Annotated in this window: 23 protein-coding genes; 6 read left to right on the top strand and 17 right to left on the bottom strand. The window is 67.3% G+C overall.

The genetic code is table 11. From position 1 onward, the window contains the following. Positions 1–8: 8 nt before the first annotated feature. From smpB to IM660_RS06295, 8 genes are all read right to left on the bottom strand, one after another. Positions 9–524 carry an SsrA-binding protein SmpB gene (gene smpB, locus IM660_RS06330; protein WP_193498526.1) on the bottom strand — a complete coding sequence of 172 codons (516 nt, stop codon included), beginning with the start codon at positions 522–524 and terminating at the stop codon, positions 9–11. Between the two features lie 219 nt (positions 525–743). Then, the gene (locus tag IM660_RS06325) at positions 744–2144 is read right to left on the bottom strand and encodes a M23 family metallopeptidase (protein ID WP_193498525.1); all 1401 of its coding nucleotides are present in this window, start codon (positions 2142–2144) and stop codon (positions 744–746) included. Between the two features lie 2 nt (positions 2145–2146). Next, positions 2147–3061 (bottom strand): permease-like cell division protein FtsX, encoded by a 915-nt coding sequence (ftsX, locus tag IM660_RS06320; protein WP_193498524.1) that lies wholly within the window; start codon positions 3059–3061, stop codon positions 2147–2149. 15 nt (positions 3062–3076) lie between these two features. Continuing rightward, positions 3077–3766 carry a cell division ATP-binding protein FtsE gene (ftsE, locus tag IM660_RS06315; RefSeq protein ID WP_193498523.1) on the bottom strand — a complete coding sequence of 230 codons (690 nt, stop codon included), beginning with the start codon at positions 3764–3766 and terminating at the stop codon, positions 3077–3079. Between the two features lie 262 nt (positions 3767–4028). Next, positions 4029–5150, bottom strand: a complete 1122-nt coding sequence (gene prfB / locus IM660_RS06310; RefSeq protein ID WP_193498522.1) for a peptide chain release factor 2 — start codon at positions 5148–5150, stop codon at positions 4029–4031. Positions 5151–5231: 81 nt separating this feature from the next. After that, complete coding sequence (locus IM660_RS06305; RefSeq protein WP_193498521.1) at positions 5232–6725, bottom strand: aldehyde dehydrogenase family protein; 1494 nt, start codon at positions 6723–6725, stop codon at positions 5232–5234. A 291-nt stretch (positions 6726–7016) separates the two neighbouring features. After that, positions 7017–8465, bottom strand: coding sequence for a multidrug effflux MFS transporter (locus IM660_RS06300; protein WP_246465180.1), 1449 nt, complete (start codon positions 8463–8465; stop codon positions 7017–7019). Positions 8466–8628: 163 nt separating this feature from the next. Next, positions 8629–9192, bottom strand: coding sequence for an HhH-GPD-type base excision DNA repair protein (locus IM660_RS06295; RefSeq protein ID WP_193498520.1), 564 nt, complete (start codon positions 9190–9192; stop codon positions 8629–8631). Between the two features lie 498 nt (positions 9193–9690). Here IM660_RS06295 and IM660_RS06290 point away from each other — a divergent pair, with 498 nt between their 5' ends. From IM660_RS06290 to ehuA, 4 genes are read left to right on the top strand one after another with little or no spacing between them, the layout of a single operon-like run. Next, positions 9691–10623: a transporter substrate-binding domain-containing protein gene (locus tag IM660_RS06290; RefSeq protein WP_246465179.1), complete on the top strand. Its 933-nt coding sequence runs from the start codon at positions 9691–9693 to the stop codon at positions 10621–10623. Positions 10624–10634: 11 nt separating this feature from the next. After that, a complete protein-coding gene (ehuC, locus tag IM660_RS06285) occupies positions 10635–11348 on the top strand; it encodes an ectoine/hydroxyectoine ABC transporter permease subunit EhuC (protein WP_193498519.1) in 714 nt (237 codons plus the stop codon). 1 nt (position 11349) lies between these two features. Further along, positions 11350–12000, top strand: a complete 651-nt coding sequence (locus IM660_RS06280; protein WP_193498518.1) for an amino acid ABC transporter permease — start codon at positions 11350–11352, stop codon at positions 11998–12000. Between the two features lie 7 nt (positions 12001–12007). Next, positions 12008–12787: an ectoine/hydroxyectoine ABC transporter ATP-binding protein EhuA gene (ehuA, locus tag IM660_RS06275; RefSeq protein ID WP_425503880.1), complete on the top strand. Its 780-nt coding sequence runs from the start codon at positions 12008–12010 to the stop codon at positions 12785–12787. Positions 12788–12938: 151 nt separating this feature from the next. On the opposite strand, the gene IM660_RS06270 is transcribed toward ehuA, so the two are convergent. Beyond that, positions 12939–15062: a heavy metal translocating P-type ATPase gene (locus IM660_RS06270; RefSeq protein WP_246465175.1), complete on the bottom strand. Its 2124-nt coding sequence runs from the start codon at positions 15060–15062 to the stop codon at positions 12939–12941. A 141-nt stretch (positions 15063–15203) separates the two neighbouring features. Here IM660_RS06270 and IM660_RS06265 point away from each other — a divergent pair, with 141 nt between their 5' ends. Both IM660_RS06265 and IM660_RS06260 read left to right on the top strand, forming a co-directional pair. Next, positions 15204–15365, top strand: coding sequence for a hypothetical protein (locus IM660_RS06265; RefSeq protein ID WP_193498517.1), 162 nt, complete (start codon positions 15204–15206; stop codon positions 15363–15365). Positions 15366–15373: 8 nt separating this feature from the next. Continuing rightward, a complete protein-coding gene (locus tag IM660_RS06260; RefSeq protein ID WP_193498516.1) occupies positions 15374–16324 on the top strand; it encodes a hypothetical protein in 951 nt (316 codons plus the stop codon). Positions 16325–16401: 77 nt separating this feature from the next. Here IM660_RS06260 and IM660_RS06255 read toward each other — a convergent pair whose 3' ends face one another. The 8 genes from IM660_RS06255 to IM660_RS06220 all read right to left on the bottom strand — a co-directional run bounded on the left by IM660_RS06255 (position 16402) and on the right by IM660_RS06220 (position 22084). Continuing rightward, entirely contained in the window at positions 16402–16896 is a 495-nt protein-coding gene (locus IM660_RS06255; protein WP_193498515.1) for a pilus assembly protein TadG-related protein, read from the bottom strand. Next, the gene (locus tag IM660_RS06250) at positions 16893–17369 is read right to left on the bottom strand and encodes a pilus assembly protein (RefSeq protein WP_246465174.1); all 477 of its coding nucleotides are present in this window, start codon (positions 17367–17369) and stop codon (positions 16893–16895) included. Before IM660_RS06250 ends, IM660_RS06255 begins: the two co-directional genes overlap by 4 nt. Then, positions 17369–17740 carry a TadE/TadG family type IV pilus assembly protein gene (locus IM660_RS06245; RefSeq protein ID WP_193498514.1) on the bottom strand — a complete coding sequence of 124 codons (372 nt, stop codon included), beginning with the start codon at positions 17738–17740 and terminating at the stop codon, positions 17369–17371. Before IM660_RS06245 ends, IM660_RS06250 begins: the two co-directional genes overlap by 1 nt. Continuing rightward, complete coding sequence (locus tag IM660_RS06240; protein ID WP_193498513.1) at positions 17737–17931, bottom strand: hypothetical protein; 195 nt, start codon at positions 17929–17931, stop codon at positions 17737–17739. Before IM660_RS06240 ends, IM660_RS06245 begins: the two co-directional genes overlap by 4 nt. Before the next feature lie 60 nt (positions 17932–17991). After that, positions 17992–18924 (bottom strand): type II secretion system F family protein, encoded by a 933-nt coding sequence (locus IM660_RS06235; protein ID WP_193498512.1) that lies wholly within the window; start codon positions 18922–18924, stop codon positions 17992–17994. Then, complete coding sequence (locus IM660_RS06230) at positions 18924–19775, bottom strand: type II secretion system F family protein (RefSeq protein WP_193498511.1); 852 nt, start codon at positions 19773–19775, stop codon at positions 18924–18926. Before IM660_RS06230 ends, IM660_RS06235 begins: the two co-directional genes overlap by 1 nt. A 4-nt stretch (positions 19776–19779) precedes the next feature. Further along, positions 19780–21006, bottom strand: coding sequence for a TadA family conjugal transfer-associated ATPase (locus IM660_RS06225; protein ID WP_193498510.1), 1227 nt, complete (start codon positions 21004–21006; stop codon positions 19780–19782). Positions 21007–21199: 193 nt separating this feature from the next. Next, a complete protein-coding gene (locus IM660_RS06220; protein WP_193498509.1) occupies positions 21200–22084 on the bottom strand; it encodes a sigma-70 family RNA polymerase sigma factor in 885 nt (294 codons plus the stop codon). Positions 22085–22106: the final 22 nt, after the last annotated feature.

The raw sequence follows: 22106 nt of genomic DNA, 5'->3' as shown, positions 1-22106 counted from the left end.
CGTCGTGCCTAACGGTTGCGGCGCAGGCTCATTGCCCGCTGTGCTTCTCGGGCGTCCTGCTTCTCCCGCAGGGCCTGCCGCTTGTCCCACTCCTGCTTTCCTCGGGCGACGGCGATCTCCACCTTCGCCCGGCCGCCGACGAAGTAGAGCTCGAGCGGCACGATGGTGAAACCCTTCTCCTTCGTACGCTGCGTGAGCTTGAGGATCTGCTCCTTGTGCAGCAGGAGCTTGCGCTTGCGGCGCGGAGAGTGGTTCGTCCAGGTTCCCTCGGTGTACTCGGGAATGTGCACGCTCTCCAACCAAGCCTCGCCGGCGTCCACGTACACCCACCCGTCCACCAGGGAAGCGCGCCCGGCACGCAGTGACTTCACCTCGGTCCCAGTCAGTGCGAGCCCTGCCTCGTAGGTGGCATCGATGTGATAGTCGTGCCGTGCCTTCTTGTTCCGCGCCACCACCGTCTTGACGGTCTTCGGATCGACGGCGCCACTCGCCTTCTTCTTTGCACCCTTGGCCTTGTTGCTCATCAGTTCTGGTCTCCTTCGCCGGTCCACTGTACGGCGCACGGGCCGGATCCCTCGATCTGTTTACGCTGCTGGTGATCAGCCGCGCCACCTCAAACCCGGCCGACAACTCCCTCACCGGGGGTGATGCTGACGTCGGTTATCGGCTGATCATCGACGACAAGGTCACCCCGGGTGACCATGCGGAGGCGCGTCCTGCCCGATCTGCGCAGGTGCAGCCGGTCAGAACGCAGGCAGGCCCATCGGGTCGATCGTAGAGCCGTTGCGCCACACCTCGAAGTGCACGTGGCAGCCGGTGACATTGCCGGTGGCGCCGGTGTAGCCGATCGTCTGCCCCTGCGAGACCGATTGGCCTTGGCTTACCGCGAATCGGGACAGGTGGTTGTAGACGGTCACGTACCTGCTGCCGTTGATCGTGCCGTGGTTGATCATCACCTGGTTGCCGTGTGTGCCGTTCGGAGCCGGACGGACCGCGGACACCGTTCCTGCGGCAGAGGCCACCTGGGAGTTCCCGCACGCCGAACGCAGGTCCACACCTTGGTGCATGTAGTAGCCGCCCGTGATCGGGTACCAGCGCATCCCGTACCCGGAGGTCACGTACAACGGCTGCGGGACTGGTGGGATCAGCGATCCGCTCGACGAGCTGCCGGAGCCCTCCGAACTGGATCCGCCGGACCCGCCAGACCCACCCGAATTTCCGGTGTCCCGGTCGTCTGAGCGACTCGCCTGCGCCCGTTCAGCGGCCTGACGCTGCCGCTCACGTTCGGCCTCGCGCTCCCGCCGGTCGATCTCGGCGATCTCGTCCGCGATCTCATCGTTGTCGGCCTCGATCTGCGAGATCTGGTCGGTGTAGTCCTCTCGCAATGTCTCGAGCTCCCCCGCCCGCGCCTCCTGATCGGCCTGCAGTTGCTCGATCTCGGCCACGAGGTCCGCCGCCTCCTGACGGGCCGCATCTGCCACCGCGACGGCGTTGTCGGCCTCGACCTTCAACTCACCGATCCGTGTGGTCACCGCGTCCAACCGGGCCTGCCGGTTGCGGTTCACCGCCACCAGGCTCTCCAGGTCGGAGAGCGTCTGGTTCTGTGAGCGTAGCGCCGAGCTCATCACCGAGTACTGGACGGCGAAGTCGTCGGCGTCGTCAGCGGCGAAGACCACCGACAGCGCGGAGGCACCCTCACCACCGCGATAGGCAGATCGGGCCACCTCCCCCATCGCCGACTCGGTCTCGGTGATCTCGCCCTCGGTGCTGGAGATCTCCGAGGTCAGATCCGCCTGCTGCGCCTCGGCCACGCCCAGCCGGTCCTGCACGGACGCCGCGTGGCGCTCTGCTGCCGCCAGCTCGTCATTGGCGACCGCGAGCTCGTCCTGGGCCATCGGCAGCCGGCGTTCGATATCGTCCAGCTCGAGGTACACATCCGCGAGCTCGGACTCGGTGCCCTCGAGCATCGCAGCGAGCTCTTCACGCTCCGCCTCGTTCTGCTCCTGCTGCTCCTCGAGATCGTCGCGCGTATCGGCAGCGACCGGGCCGGCGAGAAGCGCGAGTGAGCACGCCAGGGCTGCGGCCAGGGCACCCCGCGCCGAACGTGAGGGACCGTGGGATCGGAACGGACGTCGTCGTGCCATGATCACACCTTCGTGTACCGGCTGAGACTGACCAGCGAACTGATGGCCGCGAGCACGATCCCGATCGCCACCAACAAGGGTGCGACTACGAGCACGTCCCCGGTGTTGACGAAGTTGACCCAGCGCACCGATTCGGCGAGCCAGTTCTCGATGATGGAGCGTACTCCCAGCCACAACCCGGTGCTCGCCAGCACGGCACCAAGCAGGGCAGCAATGGCACCTTCGAGCATGAACGGAAGCTGGATGAAGAAGTTCGAGGCGCCGACGAGCCGCATGATCGACGTCTCTCTGCTCCGGCTCATCGCGGAGAGCCGGATCGTGGTCGTGATCAACAGCACCGCGGCCACGATCATCACCGCAGCCAGGCCCGCCGCCAGGATAGTCGCGCGGTTGAGCACCAGGAAGAGCGGTTCAAGAATCGATCGCTGGTCGATCACCTCTTCGACTCCATCGCGCCCGGCCACCTCATCGGCGACCACTTGGTATAGCTCCGGGTCAACGAGGCTGACCCGCAACGACTGCTGCATCTGGTCCACGGTGATCCGCTGCGCCCAGTCCTGATCACCGAAGCGCTCCTGGAAAGCGTCGAAGGCCTGCTCCTTCGTCTCGAGGAAGACCTCCTCCACGTACGGGCTGAGCGAGTCGGAAGTCAGCACGCCCTGCAGTTGCTCCACCTGCTGCTCTGTTGCCTCACCCCCGGCGCACGTGGGGACCGAGGAGTCCGGCGGGCACAGATAGATCGAGACCTCGACGCGGTCGTACCACTCGTCCTTCATGTTGCCCACCTGCATCTGCAGCAGGACCGCCGCACCAACGAAGGTGAGCGAGATGAACGTCACGAGCACGACCGAGACGGCCATCGCCATGTTCCGGCGCAGCCCGTTGCCGATCTGCGAAAGGACGAACTGAAGTCGCATCGTGTGTCCCCCGCCCTAACGCGCCGCGCCGTAGACGCCGCGGTCCTGGTCACGCACCATCTGCCCGTCGACCAGCTCGACCACGCGCTTGCGCATCTGGTCGACGATCTCGTCGTCGTGGGTTGCCATGACCACTGTCGTTCCGGTGCGGTTGATCCGGTCGAGCAGACGCATGATGCCGACCGAGGTGGTGGGGTCCAGGTTCCCGGTGGGCTCGTCGGCCAGGATGATCGCCGGGCGGTTGACGAACGCGCGGGCAATGGCGACCCGCTGCTGTTCACCGCCAGAGAGCTCGTGCGGGAGCCGCTTCTCCTTCCCGGCCAGCCCCACCATCTCCAGCGTCTCCGGCACGGTGGTCATCACGTGGTGCCGGGGCTTGCCGATCACCTGCAGGGCGATGGCGACGTTGTCGAAGACGTTCTTGTTGTGAAGCAACCGGAAGTCCTGGAAGACACACCCGATCTGACGGCGCAGCTGCGGCACCTTCCACTGGGAGAGGTTCGCCAGGTCCCGGCCCGCCACGAACACGGACCCGTTGGTGGGGCGCTCTTCTCGCAGCACGAGACGCAGGAAGGTCGACTTGCCCGAGCCCGAGGCTCCCACGAGGAACACGAACTCACCCCGGCCGACCTCGAGCGAGACCTGGTCCAGGGCAGGGCGCGCCCCACGGGCGTACACCTTGGAGACTTTCTTGAAACGGATCACTGCGCTGCCTGGCCAGTCTTGGGGAAGGGGAAGGGCGAAACCTGGCCACTTGCAGGGTATGCAGCCAATCTGGTCCTGCCCGGGTGACACGCCGCGCGCCCGTGAGCGTGTTCCCGCGGTCACAGGCGTCGTGAGCGCGGGAACTCGGAGCACCCTCGACCCCACGCCGACCCCATCGGAATCCCGAGACCGCGGAGGAATCACGCAGGGGGATTCGAACGCGCCGAGCGTGCGGCTCGAGCAGCGGCGCGATCGGGAGGTGCTACGCGCCGGCCTCGGCGTCGAGCTGCTGGTGCTTACGCCAGCGGATCCCGGCGTTGATGAAACCGTCGATGTCCCCGTCGAAGACCGACGACGGGTTGCCCGCCTCATGCTCGGTGCGCAGATCCTTAACCATCTGGTACGGCTGGAGGACGTACGAGCGCATCTGGTCACCCCAGGAGGCCTTGACGTCCCCTGCCATCGCCTTCTTGGCCGCACTCTCCTCCTCCTGGCGCTTCAGCAGCAGCCGGGACTGGAGCACCCGCAGGGCGGCGGCCCTGTTCTGGATCTGCGACTTCTCGTTCTGCATCGAGACGACGATGCCGCTGGGGATGTGGGTCATGCGCACGGCGGAGTCGGTCGTGTTCACGCTCTGCCCACCGGGCCCGGAGGAGCGGAAGACGTCCACCTTGATCTCCGACTCCGGGATCTCGACGCTGTCGGTCTGTTCGATCAGCGGGATCACCTCGACCGCCGCGAACGACGTCTGCCGGCGACCCTGATTGTCGAACGGGGAGATCCGCACCAGGCGATGCGTCCCGGCCTCCACGCTCAGGGTGCCGAAGGCGTACGGAACCTTCACCTCGAACGTCGCCGACTTCAGGCCCGCCTCCTCGGCGTAGGAGGTATCGAGAACCGCCGTCGGGTACCCCTTGCGCTCGGCCCAACGCAGGTACATGCGCATGAGCATCTCTGCGAAGTCGGCGGCGTCCACACCACCGGCTCCCGCGCGGATCGTCACGACCGCCTCGCGCTGGTCGTACTCGCCCGAGAGGAGGGTCCGGATCTCCAGATCCTCCAGCGCGGCGCGGATGGTCCCCAGCTCTGCCTCAGCCTCGGCGAGGGTATCGGCGTCGTCCTCCTCCTGGGCCAGCTCCACCAGCGCACCGAGATCGCCGATCCGCTCGGCGAGCCGCTCCAGGCGTTCGAGCTCAGTCTGCGCGTAGGAGAGTTGGCTCGTGACCTGCTGCGCTGCCTCGGGGTCATCCCACAAGTCCGGGGCGGCCGCCTCCTCCGAGAGCTGGGCGATCCGCTCCCGCAACGCGTCCGGGTCACTGACGGCGGTGATCGAGTCGAGGATCTTGAGCAGACCCTGGATCTCTACGGGGAAGTCGGTAGCCACAAGCGGCAAGGGTACGCGATCGACCTGGCCCCGATCACGTCGACCGGGCTCACCGAGCGATCCAGGCGCCCAGCCCGCGCGTCAGCGCAGGCGCCGCGAGAGCAGCGTGCGGTAGGCGGAGAGCCCACGTCGGACCGCGTCCGGCACCTTGGCTGACTCCCCCGGCGTGAGGAGATCGACGATCGAGAACGGCAGATCGGAACCAACCACCGACCGTCGGTGACTGAACGTCTCGAACCCGAACCTGCCGTGATACTGCCCCATACCGGAGGCACCCACACCGCCGAACGGCAAGCCCGGAACGGACTGCGAGAGCGCGTAGTCGTTGCGGGCCACCCCACCGGAGCGGGTACGCGCCACGAATGTGCGGTAGTCGACGTCGTCCGGACCGAACCAGCTCGCCACCAGCGGCTCCGGCTTCTCAGCCAACTCCTCGAGCAGATCCTCCAGATGGTCATACGGGTGGACGGCGAGCACCGGTCCGAAGACCTCTTCGTGGGCGATGCTCATCTCCTCCGTCACCCCGAGCACCACCGTGGGCGGCATGATCCGCGCCGAGCGCAATGCCTCCTGGCCGCTGTCGTCCGATCGGACGGCCGTGAGCACCTGCGCCCCCTTCTCCGCAGCGTCCTCCAGCAGCGCGGTGATCCGCTCATAGGCACTATCCGAGATGAGCGTGGGCATCTCATCGCGCTCGAACATGTCCGGCACCACACGACCCCAGGTTGAGAAGACCTCCTGGACGAACGTGCGGGCGGATTCCGTCGGCACGTACACGTCTTCAGGGGCGATACACGCCTGACCGGCGTTCACCAGACGCGCCGTCGCCACTCTCGCCGCCGCGCGCCGCACCACCGCTTTCTCACCCGCCGCAGCCGGCGCGAGAACAACCGGATTCTTGCCGCCCAGTTCCAAGGTCACTGGCGTGAGGTTCTTGGCAGCCGCCGCCATGACTGCTGACCCCGTTGCCGCAGACCCGGTGAAGAACAAGTGATCGAGCGCCAGACCAGCGAACTCGCGGGAGACCTCCACATCGCCGGTCACCACCGCCACCTCCTCGACGTCGAAGGCGTCGTGGACGGCGTTCGCGAACACCTCGGCAGTGGCGGGTACGGCTTCTGACATCTTGATCATCACCCGGTTCCCGGCCGCCAGTGCGGACAGGGCCGGGATCGCGGTCAGGTTGATCGGAAAGTTCCAGATGCCCATGACTCCGACCACGCCCAAAGGCTCCGGGTGAATGGCGGCATCCAGCCCGACGGCGCTGGCCACCGCGCCGGGGACGCGGCCCCACGGGCGCCGCGGGCGCATCCAGGAACCCACACGCGCACGGGCGAGTTCGGCGTCCAACGCGAGCGTCGCGATATCCGAGACGAGCGTGGTGACCTCTGGACGATGACCGAAGTCGTTCGAGATCGCCTCCACCAGCTCGTCGGTGTGAGCCACCACGGCGTGGGCGAACCGATCGATCCGGTCGCGGCGAGTGGCCGCATCAGGAAAACCGTCCCGGTGGAAGGCGTTGCGCTGCAGCTGCAGCACCTCGGACATCGGAGTCGACGTCGCTGTGGCACTCATGCGGTACCCCTCTGGTCTGAGTTCTGCGGTGCCTCGCTGCGGCACACCTCGTTCCTCGCCGTACCTACGCGGGGGCTCCTCGACCTCATCCTCGCCCCATGGTCTGAGTTCTGCGGTGCCTCGCTGCGGCACACCTCGTTCCTCGCCGTACCTACGCGGGGGCTCCTCGACCTCATCCGTCCACTGTGCCCCGTCCGGCGCCCGTCCGCCAAACAGGATCACCATCGGCAGCCCATCTGGACTGACCACGCCCATGAAACGCCGCAGGCGTCAGCATCCGCACCAGACGTCTCAGCTCTGGTCAGTTGCCAAGGTCCACCCGCCGCGCCGATAGGCGGGCGTGCCGAGTGCGAGCACCAGCGTCGAGGCCACCATCGCAGCGACGATCACCACGCTCATCGCGGTCGCCGTCGCGCCCAGCAACCCGACCGCGGGCGCCACCATCCCAGCGACGCCGGCCTGGGAGAAGCCGATGAGCGCCGCCGCGGACCCTGCGCGCTCTCCGTGGCGCGTCAGTGCCATCGCAGAGGCGTTCGGCGGCACGAGGGCGTTGACGAAAAGCATCAGCCACAGCGGCACGCACAGTCCGATCAGACCGCCGAAACCGGTCGCGGCGATCACCAGCAGCACCACGGCCAGCGTGGTCGAGATCGGCAGTGCCAGCCGGATGAGACGAACCGGGGAGAAGCGCCGCACGAGCGCAGCATTGAGCTGGGAGCCGAGAACGAGTCCGATGCCGTTGATCGCGAACAGCAGGGAGAACTGTCCCTCAGAGAGGCCATATCCCTCGCGGATCACGAATGGCGAACCAGAGACATAGGCGAACAAGGCAGCCATCCCCAACCCGGGAAGCAGGGCGAGGGCGACGAACTGCCGATCCGCCAGCAGCACCCGGTAGGTCCCGAGCACCGACCGAGCTGATCCGGTGTTGCGTCGCTCCACGGGAAGCGACTCGGGCAGGAAGCGCCACACGATCACCAGCAGCACCACGCCGTACAGCGCCAGTGCGGCGAAGACCATCCGCCAGTCCCAGACGGCAGCGATGAGTGTGCCGAAAGTGGGCGCGAGCAACGGTGCCACCCCGATCACCAGCATCAGCCTCGAGAGCACGGCCGAGGCGTCGGCACCAGAGAGACGGTCGCGGATCACGGCCACGGCCACCACGCCGGCTGCGGCGTTGCCCATCCCCTGGATCATCCGCAGCACGATCAGCGGGGCCACATCGGCGGCCGTCAGGCACAGCAGCGAGGCGATGATGTGCACGACGATGCCCACCAGCACCGGCAGTCGCCGGCCGTACTTGTCCGAGAGCGGACCGATGAGCAGCTGCCCGAGCGCGCCACCGATCAGCGTGGCGGTGATCGTGAACTGCACCGACGCCTCGCCCGCGGCCAGATCTCGGACGACCTCGGGCAGCGACGGCAGGTACATGTCGACGGTCAGAGCGCCGAGGGCAGCCATGGACCCCAAGAGGAGAACCAGCTTGGGGGAGGTACGTCGCCGGGTGGTCGGTGGTGCCGGCGCCACCGTGCCGCGCGCATCGGTGCGGCGCACCTTGGTGCTCGGCCGAGTCGCATCGATCACCACATCCGCTGGCACACCGTCCAGCGCAGTCTGACTCGACGCAAGAGCCGGCGGGGTCACTGGCGACTCGTCAGCGTCTGGTGCCGCAGTCGGCAGTGAGACGTCATCGACGGGCAGGTGGTCGGCGCGGGCGCGAGGGGCAGCGTCGGAGGTCACGGCGGGATTCCCGGAGGTAGAGCGCGGAAGAACAGCGGGCTACACCATTCTCCGGGCGGCTCGGCCATCCGGTCGAATCGATTCGCGCCGGATTGCTGTGATACTGCCGACACCGGTCATCGGCCTGCAAAGCACGTACCGCGTGACGACCTCCTGCAGGTCGTCAGGAAGTCTTGGCGGCAGCCTTCTTGGCCTGCTTGTACTCACGTACGCGCAGCAGAGACTCGGCGTCGACGACGTCCGCGACCGAGCGGTACCCATCGAGCGCGTAGTCCCCCGCTGCTTCCTGCCATCCGTCCGGACGCACCCCGAGCTGCTTGGCAAGCAGCGCGACGAAGATCTGCGCCTTCTGCTTCCCGAAGCCGGGCAACTCCATGACTCGCTTCAACAGCTCTTTACCCGAAGCCGCCTCAGACCACAGGCGGGTGACATCGCCGTCGTAATCGTCGGCCACAATCCGGGCGAGCTCCTGGAGGCGCCCAGCCATCGACCCGGGGAACCGGTGGATCGCCGGCGGAGTCGAGCACATGGCCTTGAACTCGTCAGGGTCTGCCGTCGCGATGGCGGCCGGGTCCAGCGTGCCGAACCGGGTGAGCACTTTCCACCCACCCCGGAACGCATGCTCCATCCCGTATTGCTGGTCGAGCATCATCCCGACCAGCACGGCGAACGGGTGCTCGTCGAGGACCTGGTCGGCTGCCGGCTCATTGGCGATCTGGAATCCCACGAGCACATGATCGCACGAGGCTACGAGCGACAACAGGGACCTACACGAGTGCCCAGACGGTCAGGTGAGGACGTCGGCTGCATCAGACGCCGCCGGCCCGAACGTCAATGCTTGGCAAAGCCAGCTTTACTGGAGTCAAAGATTCCTGTGGAGATCGTCTCGGAATGATAACGATGGCCGACGGCGTCACGCGCCTCCCGCTCACCCATTCCACGAGGGCGAAGGTGACGTCAAATCCGCAGGATCACACAGATTGCTCGGTCCCCACCCGAGGGTCCACGACACACCTGCGCACGGGTGTGGTCCGTTTGAGCACTCACGCCCCGTTGCTTAGCGTGGAGTCGCATCGAAGACCAGTCGGGGTGACCCGTCCGGTACCGCGCGCCTGATCAACTTCGCCGGACGTCCGTCCTGGCGAGGCGACAGAGGGGGCCGCACCCCCAGTGCACGGGGGTTGGTGACCGGGAGGCTTGGCCTCGTCCAACCGAAGGGATCAAGATGACAATCACGACGCGACGGAGTGTCGCGCTGACCGCAGCCGCGGGGGCAATCGCCTTCGGACTGGCCGCGTGCGGCGGTGGCGACACTGAAGGTGGCAACGACGACACGAACGGCGGAAACGGCGGCGACAGCGCCGGCGGCACCCTGGCCGAGCTCCAGGAGTCCGGCACCATCACCGTGGGCATCAACGGTGAGGAGCCCTACAGCTTCCTGGACGACGAAGGAAACCCGACCGGCGCCACGATCGCCATCCACGAGGCCGTCTTCGCCGAGCTCGGGATCGATGACATCGAGGCCACCGTGGTGGACTGGGATGCCCTCATCCCGGGGCTGAACGCCGGCCGCTTCGACGCGATTTCTGCGGGGATGTCGATCCTGCCGGAGCGCTGCGAGCAGGCAGACTTCGGTGTTCCCGAGATCATGTACACGACGGCGCTGATGGTGCCGGAGGGCAACCCCAACGGCCTGGCCACCCTCCAGGATCTCGTCGACACCGACCTCACGCTCGCCGCGATGAGTGGTGCGATCGAGCAGGGCTACGCCGAGGACCTGGGAATCGCGCTGGAGACGGTCGGCGCGCCGGAGGACGGTATGGAGCTCGTCGAGGCGGGACGTGTCGATGCCTTCGCCCTCACCTCGATCTCGCTGCACGCGCTCGCCGAGCGCAACTCCGACGTCGCAGTCGAGGTGACCGATGGTTTCGTCGCAGTGGTTGACGGCGTCTCCCAGGTCGGCGCGGGTGCCACCGTGTTCCGCCCGGAGGACGACGAGTTCCGTGAGGCCTACAACGAGGCCTACCGCAGCGTGATCGGCAGCGCCGCGGACTTCGAGTCCGTGGTCGGCGAGTTCGGCTTCAGTGAGGCCGAGTACGCACCGGAGGACATCACCACCGAGATGCTCTGCGCCGGCGAGCTTCCCGAGGCTGGCTGAGCCCCCTTCTCGTGGACGCGTTCCTCGATGATCTGAGCACGGCGGCGCCGCGCTTCTGGGACGGGCTGGTGGTTACCCTCCAGCTCGGCCTAGGCGGCGCCGTCGTGGCCTTCGTGATCGCCGTGCTGCTCGGGCTGCTGACACTGAGCCCGAGCGCATGGCTTCGCGCACCGGCACGGGCAGTGGTGGAGTTCTTCCGCGGCACCTCACTCGTGGTGCAGTTGTTCTTCTTCTTCTACGTCCTTCCGCAGATGGGCCTGGATTTCGACCCGATCCCGGTCGGGATCATGGCGCTCGGACTCAACTACGGTGCCTACGGCGCCGAGGTTGTCCGTGGATCGCTTGCTGCTGTGCCCAAGGCCCAGTGGGAGGCGACGACGGCTCTGTCCATGGGCTCCGTGCAGCGCATGGTGCGCATCATCTGGCCGCAGGGTTGGGCTCTGATGCTCCCGGGTCTGAACAATCTGCTCGTCATGCTGGTCAAGGGCACGGCTCTGGCGAGCTTCATCACCTTGCAGGACGTGACGTTCGTGGCCGACGATCTCGTCCGGACGATGGGCAAGCTCTTCTCGTTCGGCTGCGCCTTTGCCATCTACTACGCGGTGAACTCACTGCTGTCCAGCGGAATGCGCGTGCTGGAGATGCGTGCCCAGCGCCGCCTCGGCCTGAAGCCGGAGAGCCGCAAGGCGGTCAAGCGCGCCGAAGCGATCGCGGGGGTGGGCTGACATGGACTGGAGCTGGGACCTGGCAGCGCAGGCGCTGCCCAAACTCCTCGAAGCCTTCCTACGCGTCACTCTGCTGGTGACCGTCGTCTCCTCGATCGGCGCAGCCGTTCTGGGCCTGATCTGGGCCATCGTCCTTCGTGAGGCACCCAAGGCGGTCGCTGCGATCGTCTTCCGCATCCTCGACATCATCCGGATGACGCCGATTCCGCTGCAGCTGGTCGCCCTCTACGCGGTCCTGCTTACCACCGATGTCTCGTTCCTCACGATCGGACTCGTGGTCTTCGCGATCCACTATTCGACCTACATGGCGGAGTCCTACCGTGCCGGGATCGAGTCCATCCGCCCAGGGCAGTGGGAGGCCGCCACGGCCTTGTCCATGTCAAAGGCCCGCACCTGGCGGGCGGTGATCATTCCGCAAGCCCTGCGTGCCACCGTTCCTTCACTCGGCAACTGGGCGATCGCGATGTTCAAGGACACCCCGTTCCTCATCATGATCTCGGTACCGGAGATGGTGACCGCCGCACGGGAGTTCGGTGGGAAGAACTTCAGTTATGGCGAACCGATCATCCTGGCCGGTCTGATCTTCCTTGCGGCGAGCTACCCGACCGCCGTCCTCATGCGCAAACTGGAGAACCGCCTTGCCACCTACTGATGATTCCCTGCAGCAGGTGCCGGGAGCACCTGCCCTGACGTTCGAGAACGTCGTCAAGAAGTTCGGCGATCTGACCGTGCTGAACGACCTCAACTTCCAGGTCGAGCGCGGTCAGCGTGTCACGCTGATCGGGCCGTCCGGTTCGGGCAAGACGACGATCCTGCGCCTGGTCATGACCCTTGAGGAGCTCACCGGCGGCTACATCCACGTCGACGGCGTTCCGCTGACACACCTCGAACGTGGCGGCAAGCGCGTAGCCCGCCGTCACAAGGACGTCGCACAGCTGACCCGCCGGATCGGGATGGTGTTCCAGCAGTTCAACTTGTTCCCGAACATGACCGTGATCGAGAACATCATCGAAGCGCCGGTGCACGTGCTCGGCAAGTCCAAGGAGGAGGCCCGCGCGCGCGGGAAGGAGCTCCTGGAGCAGGTCGGTCTGGGTGACAAGGCCGACCAGCACCCGAGCCGCCTCTCGGGTGGTCAGCAACAGCGAGTGGCCATTGCCCGCGCGCTGGCGATGGACCCGGAGATCCTGCTGCTGGACGAGGTCACCTCGGCACTGGACCCCGAACTCGTGGGCGACGTGCTGAACGTGCTGCGCGACCTGGCCGAGACCACCGACATCACGATGCTGATCGTGACCCACGAGATGCAGTTCGCCCAGGACGTCTCCGACCGGGTGCTCATGTTCGACAGTGGTCACATCATCGAAGACGCTCAGCCCGACGTGATGTTCTCCAACCCCACGCACGAACGCACGAAGGAGTTCCTGCGCGCGGTCCTGTGACGACCTCGTTGTTGTCCCCACGGCGGCGGAGCACACCTACGGATGGTGAGCTCCGCCGTCGTGGTTCTGCCAGTCTCTGTGACCGCATCGACACAGTTGGGTCGACTCGTGCAGCTGGGCGCCCCAGCTCAACGCCCCCGTGTCGACCCGGTCAGGCCCGCAGATCAACCCGCCGCAATCGCAGTGCGTTGAGGGCCACGACGACGGTGGACGCGCTCATCAGCAACGCTCCGACTGCCATGGGCATGACGAACCCGATGGGCGCGAGCACCCCCGCGGCGAGCGGCACGGCGATGAGGTTGTAACCGCTGGCCCACCACAGGTTCTGCACCATGATGCGATAACTGGCGGTGGAAAGCCGCACCACCTGCAACACCGACCGGGGATCATCGCCGGCGAGGATCACTCCCGCCGATGCGGCCGCCACATCCGTGCCGGCTCCGATCGCAATTCCTACATCGGCCTGGGCGAGCGCCGGGGCATCGTTCACGCCGTCGCCGACCATCGCCACCACCCGGCCCTCGTCCTGCAACTGACGAACCCGGGCATTCTTGTGCTCGGGGCGCACCTGCGCGAACACCTGGTCGATCCCGAGTTCCTCGGCCACAGCCTGGGCGACCGGTTCGGCATCACCGGTGATCATGACGACTCGAACACCCTCGGCGCGCAGATCTGCCACGGCCTGGCGCGACTCGCTGCGAATCTCGTCGGCGAGGGCAAGAGCGCCGATCACGGTTCCCTCGCGGCTCACGTGCAAGACCGTGTGGCCCCGCTCAGCCCACGCGACGGTCTCCGGGAGCGCGTCCGCACCGAGCTGCGTGAGCAGAGCCGGTCCCCCGACGCGCACCTCCTGGCCATCGATCTGCGCTCGGACGCCGACAGCCGGCTCCGAGGAGAAACCCGAGGCCGGCGGTAGCGTGAGGTGCTCGGCCGCCCGGACGATCGCTCGTGCCAGCGGGTGCTCACTGTCGGCTTCGGCGGCCGCAGCCAGGCGCAGCACCTCGTCGCTGTCGTCGCCGGCGACGTGCTGCACCGCGGGCTCGCCCTTGGTCAGCGTGCCGGTCTTGTCGAAGAGCACGGTGTCGATCGTCCGGGCACGTTCCAGCGCGAGCCGGTCCTTGACCAGGATTCCGGCGCGCGCGGCCCGCTCGGTGGAGATCGAGACCACCAGCGGGATCGCCAGCCCGAGCGCGTGCGGGCAGGCGATCACGAGCACGGTGATCACGCGGATCAGCGCCTGATCCGGACTCCCGAGCGCGAGCCAGACCACCGCGGTCAGCACGGCCGCGCCGAGCGCGAACCAGAACAGCCAGCCCGCGGCTCGATCGGCCAGCCGCTGCACCTTCGTGGAGGTGGACTGCGCCTCGGCGACCATGCGCTGGATGCCCGCGAGCGCCGTCTGCTCCCCCACGGCCGTGATCTGCACCCGGAGCCCGGAGTCGGTGGCGACGGTGCCGGCCACCACGGTCTCTCCCTCCCCACGCGCGACCGGAGCGGACTCCCCGGTGATCATCGACTCGTCCAGGTGAGCCCGGCCGTCGATGATCTCGCCGTCGGCGGGGATGCGCCCGCCGGGGCGGACGACCACGATGTCTCCCTGGGTCAGTTCACCCGGGGCGACCGTGACGATCTCACCGCCGTGGTCCACGCGCTCGGCCTCATCCGGCAGGAGGGAGGCGAGAGAGTCCAGCGCGGAGGAGGTCTGGGCGAGCGATCGCATCTCGATCCAGTGGCCGAGCAGCATGATCACCACGAGTAGGGCCAGCTCCCACCAGAACTCGAGGTCGTGCGGCAGGAGCCCGAGCGTGGCACCGGCCGAGGCGAGGAATGCCACAGTGATCGCCATGCCGATGAGCAGCATCATGCCGGGCGCGCGTGAACGCAGCTCCGAGACCGCGCCGGTGAGGAACGGCCGCCCGCCCCAGGCGTAGATCACCACGCCGAGCACGGCGGGAATCCACGCAGTTCCCGACGGCGGAGCGTACCCGAGCAGGTGCCCAAAGGCCGGTGAGAGGGCCACCGTGGGCACCGCCAGGGCGAGCATGATCCAGAACAGCCGGCGGAACTGGGCGACATGGTCGCCGTGTTCATGGTGGGCTTGGTGGTCGTGGCCACCCTGCTGGTGGTGGTCGCTGCGCTCATGGTGGTCATGGCCGCTCTGCTGCTGGTGATGGCGATGACCGCTGTGCTCGTCGTGACCGTGGCCGCTGGGGCCGTGTTCACCGGGTTCTTCGTGCTCGCGACCGGTGTGCATGCTGTGGTCGTGGGTGCTCATCTGCGTCCTGTCGTTCGCCATACCGTCCCGAACACGGTACCCCCTAGGGGTATTCCAGACAATGGTGGGGAGCCAGTTCGGCCGTGGCCATGGGGACTTCTCTCATTGCGGTGACAGACCCGAGCCGGGAGACTCATGCCGATGTCCTCCGCACCGCCTCCATGGCAGCACAGCGGTAACCCAACGACTCCGGATTCCGTGGCTGCCGTGAACCGGGTCATGCTGACGCGGGCGCTCGTCGACTGTGCCGCGTTCCACAGCATGATGGACATGGGACAGATGGCCTGGGCCGACTACCCCTGAGGGAGCACATGACGGACTCATCCGAATACGACCCGGAGGACCTTCCGCACTCGGCGCGCGTCTACGTCAGCGCGGGCCGCTTCGACGGTCAGGTGGTCACAGTGCGCAGCACAGCCGGTGCGGTGGAGGTGACCGGCGAGAACGGCGCCTTGGCGACGATCACCAGTGGTGTGGAGATCCTCAAGCGTCCCACTCCCGGCTCCCAGCGGCTCCGGGTGTTCGAACTCCCGGAGGTTCCGGAGTCACCGTTCTACGGGGCAGTCCGATACGACTTCCACGGCATCCCGCGCTGGGCTCGCACTGCGCGGACGGTATGGATCGTCATGCTGATCATCGCGGTGCTTACGGCGAACGGGATCTTCCTGGGTGAGATCGACCTGGGGGTCGACGCGGTATGGGCGGCGGTGGCGATCGCCGCGATCGCCGCACTCGGGGTTCCGCTCCTGCTGGAGATCCGCGCGACCCGCAAGGGCATGGCACAAGCCGAACCCGTCCATGCCGCAATCGGCGTGTTCGAGCGTGCGGGTGTGCCGATGGAGAACGAGGCGAGCGCCGGAGTGCACCGCGGGCGGTTGCGGAGTGGTCAGACACTCCTCCCCATCGTGGACTACACACTGACTCGTCTGACGCGCAGCGCTGCGATTGCCGGTGCGATGCTGAGCGGGTTCGTCGCCTACACCCTCGCTTTTGCTCCGACCGCGGCTCTCGCGTTCGGAGTCTCGGTGTTGGTCGACGGCCCGGCCGCCCGCACGGCGCGCCTCATCAGCCTGCTGCTGGCCCAGCCGGTCGCCGCGGCCCTGCTCTGGCATGTCCTGCAGTGGGGAACCGCGAAGACCCGTTTCCATCCTCCACTGAGGGAGCGCGCCGCCGCGTACTACCGGCGACCCCATCTGGGGACCGGTCTGGTCTTCGTCCTCAGTCTGTGCGCGACGGTTCCGCTCGCACTGCTGGCGCTCTAGTCAGTCACGAGAGGATCATGAGTGCTGCCGATCATCGGTCTCGTCACGACCGGGCGTATCGAGGTCGGGGTCGCAGTTCAGAGGTCGTCTGCCACCCCGAAAGCCGTGACCTCGATGACGAATCCGTCCGCGAACGGGATGATCGCCCACGGCACCAGCGGGGGCCGCACCCGCGCGGTCAGTGATACCTGCGCCGTCTGGCCATCAGGGCTTCCTGTCGGCGGAACCACGCCGAAGTCCTCGAACTCCGCGACACCGGCCGGGGCTGCTGCCAGGTAGTCGGCCACGGCGCCCTGGACGGAGGCATCCGTGAGGGGAAGGTCACCGGGATCGACTGCCGTGCCGCCGTAGAAGGATGTCTCGTCGACCGCGTCTGCCGCATCCGCGGCGAGCGCATCGGCGAGCGAGAGCAGCCGCTTACGTTCGAGGTAGATCGCGCTCACCGACACCACGACGAGCACGAGGGCAAGCGTGACCACGCCGTAGACCAGCGAGAGCAACAAGATCTGACCGTCGTCGCGGCCCTGCACCCGCCAGCGTGCGCGTAGCCGGGTCAGCAGTGTCTGAGTCACGGCAGTTCCCGGAAGTCGTCGACGGCGGTGAGCGCCTCCCCTTGTACGTGCACCTGGGTGGCAAGGGCACCAGCGAGCAACTCAGGCACGAGCGGGAGGTCCACATCAGTACTCACCTCCAGGTGCAGGTACGCACCAGGGCTCAGGCACGGGTCCTCCTGGCAGGTCACCTCGAGCGCATGCTCCCCGTCGATGGTGAAGCCCTGGTCGGCGAACGCCAGCTCCACGGCCAGCTGGGCCTGCGAGACTCCCTCGGCCATCGTGTCGGCCTGTGCGATCAGACGGCCCGCGTCCCGGGCCGCACCGTCTGCGGCGAAGGCGGCCGCCTGCACACGGCTGAGCGTGACGATCAGGTAGACGGTCGGCACAAGGAGGATGAGCGCGACCCCAAGGAACTCCACCACGGCACTCCCCCGGTCGGTGCCTGCCTGCACCGCAGCCCACCGACGGCGCAACCATCGCATCGCACGCATCATTCGGCCACCGCCCGCCCGGTCACGGCGATCACGCCCGACGGGCCGAACAACCCCAGCACGGGGATGGGCGCTCGAACGTGGACCTCGACCAGGTCGACTCCATCGATCGACCCCGTCTCGGCTGTGATATCGGAGGCATAGTCGTCGGGCAAGGTCGTCCCGATCAACTGGGCCGTCCGGTCCTGTCCGGCTGCGAGAGAGCTCTCGTGGAGGGCCGCGTACCGGGCGCCTTCAGCCGCGGCGTCGACCAGCACGGTGCGCACGTGCAGCGTCAGCGCAAGCTGGACGACGCCGAGCACGAGGGCCGTCACCAGCACGGAGACCAACAGGAAGTCGACCAGCGCCGAGCCGCGCTCGGACTCGTTCACTGGCTCAGCACGCGGTCCATCGCCGTCTCGAAGACCTGAGTGAGCGCTTCACCGGCCAGCGCCCAGATGAGGACCACCAATCCGGCCGTCATCAAGGTCACGAGCACCCATCCCGGGACGTCGCCCCGCTCCGGGTCATCGTGCAGGCGGGCGATCACCTGCGCCTTCCATCCGATCAATCTGCGTCGCATCGTCGTCTCCTTCGCTTCATGCTCGTCATCTCTCGTCGTCTCGGATCGGTGTCGTGCGGGTCATAGGGAGAGCACCGCCAAGCCTGGGAACACGGCGAACACCACCGAGATGGGCAGCAACAGGAAGACCACCGGCACCATCATCGCGATCTCCCTCTTGCCGCCCTCCTCCATCAGTGCTCGGTGCCCCACCCGGCGGGCGTCCTGGGCTTGGGCTCTGAGAACATCGGCCAGCGGCGTTCCCCGGTCGACCGCCGTCGCCACGCCTTCGGCGAACCGCGCGATACCCGGCAGGTCCGTCCGTTGCGACAGCCCCTCGAGCGCGTCGGTGAGGCTGCGCCCGGAACGGACGTCGGCGAGCGTGCGGGTCAGCTCACCGGACAGCTCACCGCGAGTAGTTCGCGCCACCCGATCGAGAGCTGCCACCGGCGCTTCTCCAGCACCCACCGCCAGCGCAAGGAGCTCGGCGATCGTGGGGAACTCGGTCACGATGCGCTTCTCACGAGCCTGAACCTGGCGGGTGAGCATGTAGTCGCGGGCGAGGACGCCGGCTAGACCGGCGAGAGCGACGAGCACCACCAACGCGGCAACCGATGTTCCTCGGGCGGCGGCCAGCACGAAGGAGAACAGCAGTCCCGCAGCAAGTCCCAGCGCGCACCAGATCACCTGCTCGGTGCGGAACTGCTCCACCGTCATTGGATAACCGGCCCGCACGAGACGGCGCCGGATACTGATCGTCGTACTCCCGAGACGTTCGAAGAAGGCCGCGGCATCGCCGATCACTGGGCGGAGCATGCGTTCCACAGTGGGGAAGGGCGTGTGAGTCGCCGGGGCTTCGAGCAGGCGAGAGGTGCCCACCTGGTCGCGCAGGTAGGGCGAGACCCGGTCGATGAGCCGTACTTGCCGCGCGGCGAGGCGCCACAGCACCAGGCAGCAACCCAGGCCGAACATCATGCCGATGCCCGCCCCGGTCAGTGAGAGGTGTCCGAACATCACCGCATCACCCGTTCGTCCTCGGGGAGCCGGCCGATGCGCACCATCAGCAGGTAGGCGCCTGCACATGCAAGCCCGCCGAGCAACAGGACCATGGCGCCGGCAGGGGAACTGAAGGCGTCGGTCGTCTGCGGCCTGGTGCTGAGCATGGCGAGGATCAGCCACGGCGATGCTGCGGCGAGCCGGGCACCGTTGACGGTCCAGGACTGCCGCGCCTCCAGCTCACCGCGTGCCCGGAGATCTTCGCGTAGGAACTGCGACAGGGTGCGCAACAGGCGCCCCAGGTCGGTACCGCCAACCTCGCGTGTCAAGCGCAGCGCCTCGATGAGCCGATCCGCAACCGGGTCGGCCAGGCGTGCTTTCAACCGGTCCAGGGAGTCGGTGAAGCGGCCTGTGGCCCGGTAGTCCTCGGCGAAGGATGTGAACTCGCCGCGCAATTGTTCCGGGCCCCGGTCAGCCAGGCTGATCAGCGCCTCCGGCAGACTCATGCCAGCTCGGATGGCCGACGAGAGGTCATCCACGACGTCGGGCCACAGTTCCCGCAAGGCGACCCTGCGCCGTCGGGCCCGGGCACGCACATAAGCCTGCGGACCCAGACCGGCCAGAACGGCGAACGCGGCGGCGATTGGAAGGGACGTCGTCAAGACGTAGACGACGCCGAGCACCACCAGGGCCAGTGCCACCGAGACGGCAACCAGACCTCCCGGACTGACTCCCGGCATCCCCGCCTGGACGAGGAGATCCTGCGCGCGGCTGGTCCGTGCTGACGGTGATCGCTGCTCGCGTGGCCAGCACGACCACCAGATGCAGAGCAACCCAGCGCCGAGCAGCAGTCCGGCTACGGTCCCCATCGCCTCAACGCCTCGCCAGCATCTCGGTGAGGTCGAAGCCTGCGCGCGCGAAGCGCTCGGGGTGCGGCGGGAATCCGTCGCCGCGGACCAGGTCACCCCCATGACGTTCGAAGACGGTGGACACCTCCACCACACCCTGCTCCACACGACCGGACAGTGCCACGATCTCACTCACCTGCCGCCGCCCGGTGTGGTCGAGGTCGAGGTGGATCACCAGGTCGAACGCTGCCGCGACAGTCGGCACTACGAACCGGTCCGAGACGTTCTCTCCGGCCAGCAAGGGCAAGGTACACATCTTCACCACGGCGTCCCGGGCCGAGTTGGCGTGGATCGTGCACGCGCCAGGGATACCCGCATTCAGCGCGATCAACATGTCAAGAGACTCGGCCTCGCGAACCTCACCGATAATGAGCCGGTCCGGACGCATGCGCAGCGCCTCTTTCACGAGGCGCCGTAGCGGGATCTCGCCGGTGCCCTCGAGATTAGGCTGTCGGCACTGCAGCGAGACCACATCTCGACCTGCGAGCTGCAGCTCGAATACCTCTTCGCAGGTGATCACGTGCTCGTTCGCTGGGATCGACCCGCCGAGCGCGTTGATCATGGTGGTCTTCCCAGACTGGGTCGCCCCGCTGACGAGCACGTTCAGCCCGCTGGCCACGGATGCGTGCAGGAACGCGGCGGCCTCGTCCGTCAGCGACCCGAGTCCGACCAGATCGGTCACGCGTCGAGCCCGGACCAGGAACTTGCGGATGTTGACCGCCCAATGACGCCGGGTGACATCCGGGATCACGACGTGCAGGCGCTCGCCACCAGGCAGACTCGCATCCACGAACGGGGTACTCAGATCCAGTCGACGCCCAGACGTGCGCAACATGCGCTCGACCAGATCGCGCACCTCCTCCTCGGTGAGGAGAGTGGTCGTCAGCTCGGGGCGCCCACGCCGGGCCACGAAGACCTGGTTGGGGCCGTTGATCCAGATCTCCTCGACCTCTGGGTCGTCGAGGTAGCGCTGCAGCGGACCCAGTCCTGAGATCGCGTCGTGGAGTTGCTTGGATGTCAGCTCCAGGTCGGCCAGCCGCGGGACCAACCCGCGCAGGGACCGGTCCTCGTAGTCTGCGACAGCATCGGCGATGAGTGTGCGCAGATCGGCATCATCTGCGGCCGGGTCGAGTCCTCGACGCCGGATCAGTTCGCGCACCTCGGACTCCAGCAACGCCGTCCCGTTCGCCATCACTCCCCCTTTACGCTCCCGCCGGCATCGATGACGTCCCCACACGCTAGCGAGAAAACGGATCTCACGGGCGTGCTTGTGGAAAAGGTCCGTCGAGTGGAACGCCCTTCGCGTCACGGCGCGACAGCGACCATGGGTTGCCAGAAACCATCCAGGCCGTCCCGCAGTTGTTGGTCAGAACAGGCCGTGCAGCTCACACCGGAACGCGGGTGAGCTTGTCCGGGTTGGCGATCTGGCGTATCGCCCGGATCCTGCCCGCGGCATCGAGATCGACCGCCACCAGATCACGGCGCGGCCCCAGCCGCACGTCGAGGGCGGATTCGCCGTTCACGTCCAGGACCGTCACGCTCGCCTGCGGGGGTGGGCGCCCAGCCGTGGCCTTCGCGAACACCCCGGCCATGAACCGGGCGATCCGCTCGGCACCGTAGATCGGATTCAGTGCGGCACGCACCCGGCCGCCACCGTCGGTCCAGAGAATCGCATCGTCGGTCAGCAGGTGCAGGATCTGGTCGATCTCCCCGGTCTCGATCGCCTGGACGAGCTCGGCCAGGACACCCGGTGTGGCAGCAGGCGGAATGCTCGCGCGGGAATCGATCTGCAGCCGGCGCTCGGCGCGGGAGATGAGCTGTCGGACCGCGGCGGGGCTTCGCTGAAGGATCTCGGCGATCTCGACGGCGCTCATACCCATCCCACGGTGCAGCACGAGCGCCGCGCGCGCTTCCGGGCTGAGCTGCTCGGCCATGTGCAGCAGCGCGATCGAGAGCAACTCCCGGTCGGCGACGACGTCCTCCGGCAGCCGGTCCGTGGCGACCGGTTCCGGCAGCCACGGGCCGGCATAATCCTCCCGCGTGGAGACGACCTGCCGGAGACGGTCGATCGATCGGCGTACACACACGGTGGTCAGCCACGCCGGCCAGATGCGGACCGTACCCTCCCGTTCCGCGCGGACCGCCGCCAGTCCCACCTCGGACACGACGTCCTCCGCGAGACCGTAGTCCCCAAGCATCCGGTAGGCGATGCCTGTCAGGCGGTGCTGCTCACGGCTCCATGCGTCGGCGGCCGGCGAGGCATGGGTCATGCGGGCCACGGTACTGCGCACC

Origin of the sequence: Ruania alkalisoli, assembly GCF_014960965.1 — a bacterium.
Classification (GTDB): domain Bacteria; phylum Actinomycetota; class Actinomycetes; order Actinomycetales; family Beutenbergiaceae; genus Ruania; species Ruania alkalisoli.
Note: the sequence above shows the minus strand (reverse complement) of the source record. Positions and strands in the feature narration are given on the sequence as shown.

Bases quoted from the DNA above. Each gene is read 5' to 3' on its own strand.
- IM660_RS06225 (WP_193498510.1), bottom strand. From the start codon at position 21,006: ATGGCGAACGGGACGGCGTTGCTGGAGTCCGAGGTGCGCGAACTGATC.
- IM660_RS06260 (WP_193498516.1), top strand. From the start codon at position 15,374: ATGACGGACTCATCCGAATACGACCCGGAGGACCTTCCGCACTCGGCG.
- IM660_RS06325 (WP_193498525.1), bottom strand. From the start codon at position 2,144: ATGGCACGACGACGTCCGTTCCGATCCCACGGTCCCTCACGTTCGGCG.
- IM660_RS06270 (WP_246465175.1), bottom strand. From the start codon at position 15,062: ATGAGCACCCACGACCACAGCATGCACACCGGTCGCGAGCACGAAGAA.
- IM660_RS06290 (WP_246465179.1), top strand. From the start codon at position 9,691: ATGACAATCACGACGCGACGGAGTGTCGCGCTGACCGCAGCCGCGGGG.
- IM660_RS06250 (WP_246465174.1), bottom strand. From the start codon at position 17,369: ATGCGTGCGATGCGATGGTTGCGCCGTCGGTGGGCTGCGGTGCAGGCA.
- IM660_RS06280 (WP_193498518.1), top strand. From the start codon at position 11,350: ATGGACTGGAGCTGGGACCTGGCAGCGCAGGCGCTGCCCAAACTCCTC.
- IM660_RS06235 (WP_193498512.1), bottom strand. From the start codon at position 18,924: ATGTTCGGACACCTCTCACTGACCGGGGCGGGCATCGGCATGATGTTC.
- IM660_RS06305 (WP_193498521.1), bottom strand. From the start codon at position 6,725: ATGAGTGCCACAGCGACGTCGACTCCGATGTCCGAGGTGCTGCAGCTG.
- IM660_RS06265 (WP_193498517.1), top strand. From the start codon at position 15,204: ATGTCCTCCGCACCGCCTCCATGGCAGCACAGCGGTAACCCAACGACT.
- smpB (WP_193498526.1), bottom strand. From the start codon at position 524: ATGAGCAACAAGGCCAAGGGTGCAAAGAAGAAGGCGAGTGGCGCCGTC.
- ftsX (WP_193498524.1), bottom strand. From the start codon at position 3,061: ATGCGACTTCAGTTCGTCCTTTCGCAGATCGGCAACGGGCTGCGCCGG.
- IM660_RS06220 (WP_193498509.1), bottom strand. From the start codon at position 22,084: ATGACCCATGCCTCGCCGGCCGCCGACGCATGGAGCCGTGAGCAGCAC.
- IM660_RS06240 (WP_193498513.1), bottom strand. From the start codon at position 17,931: ATGCGACGCAGATTGATCGGATGGAAGGCGCAGGTGATCGCCCGCCTG.
- IM660_RS06230 (WP_193498511.1), bottom strand. From the start codon at position 19,775: ATGGGGACCGTAGCCGGACTGCTGCTCGGCGCTGGGTTGCTCTGCATC.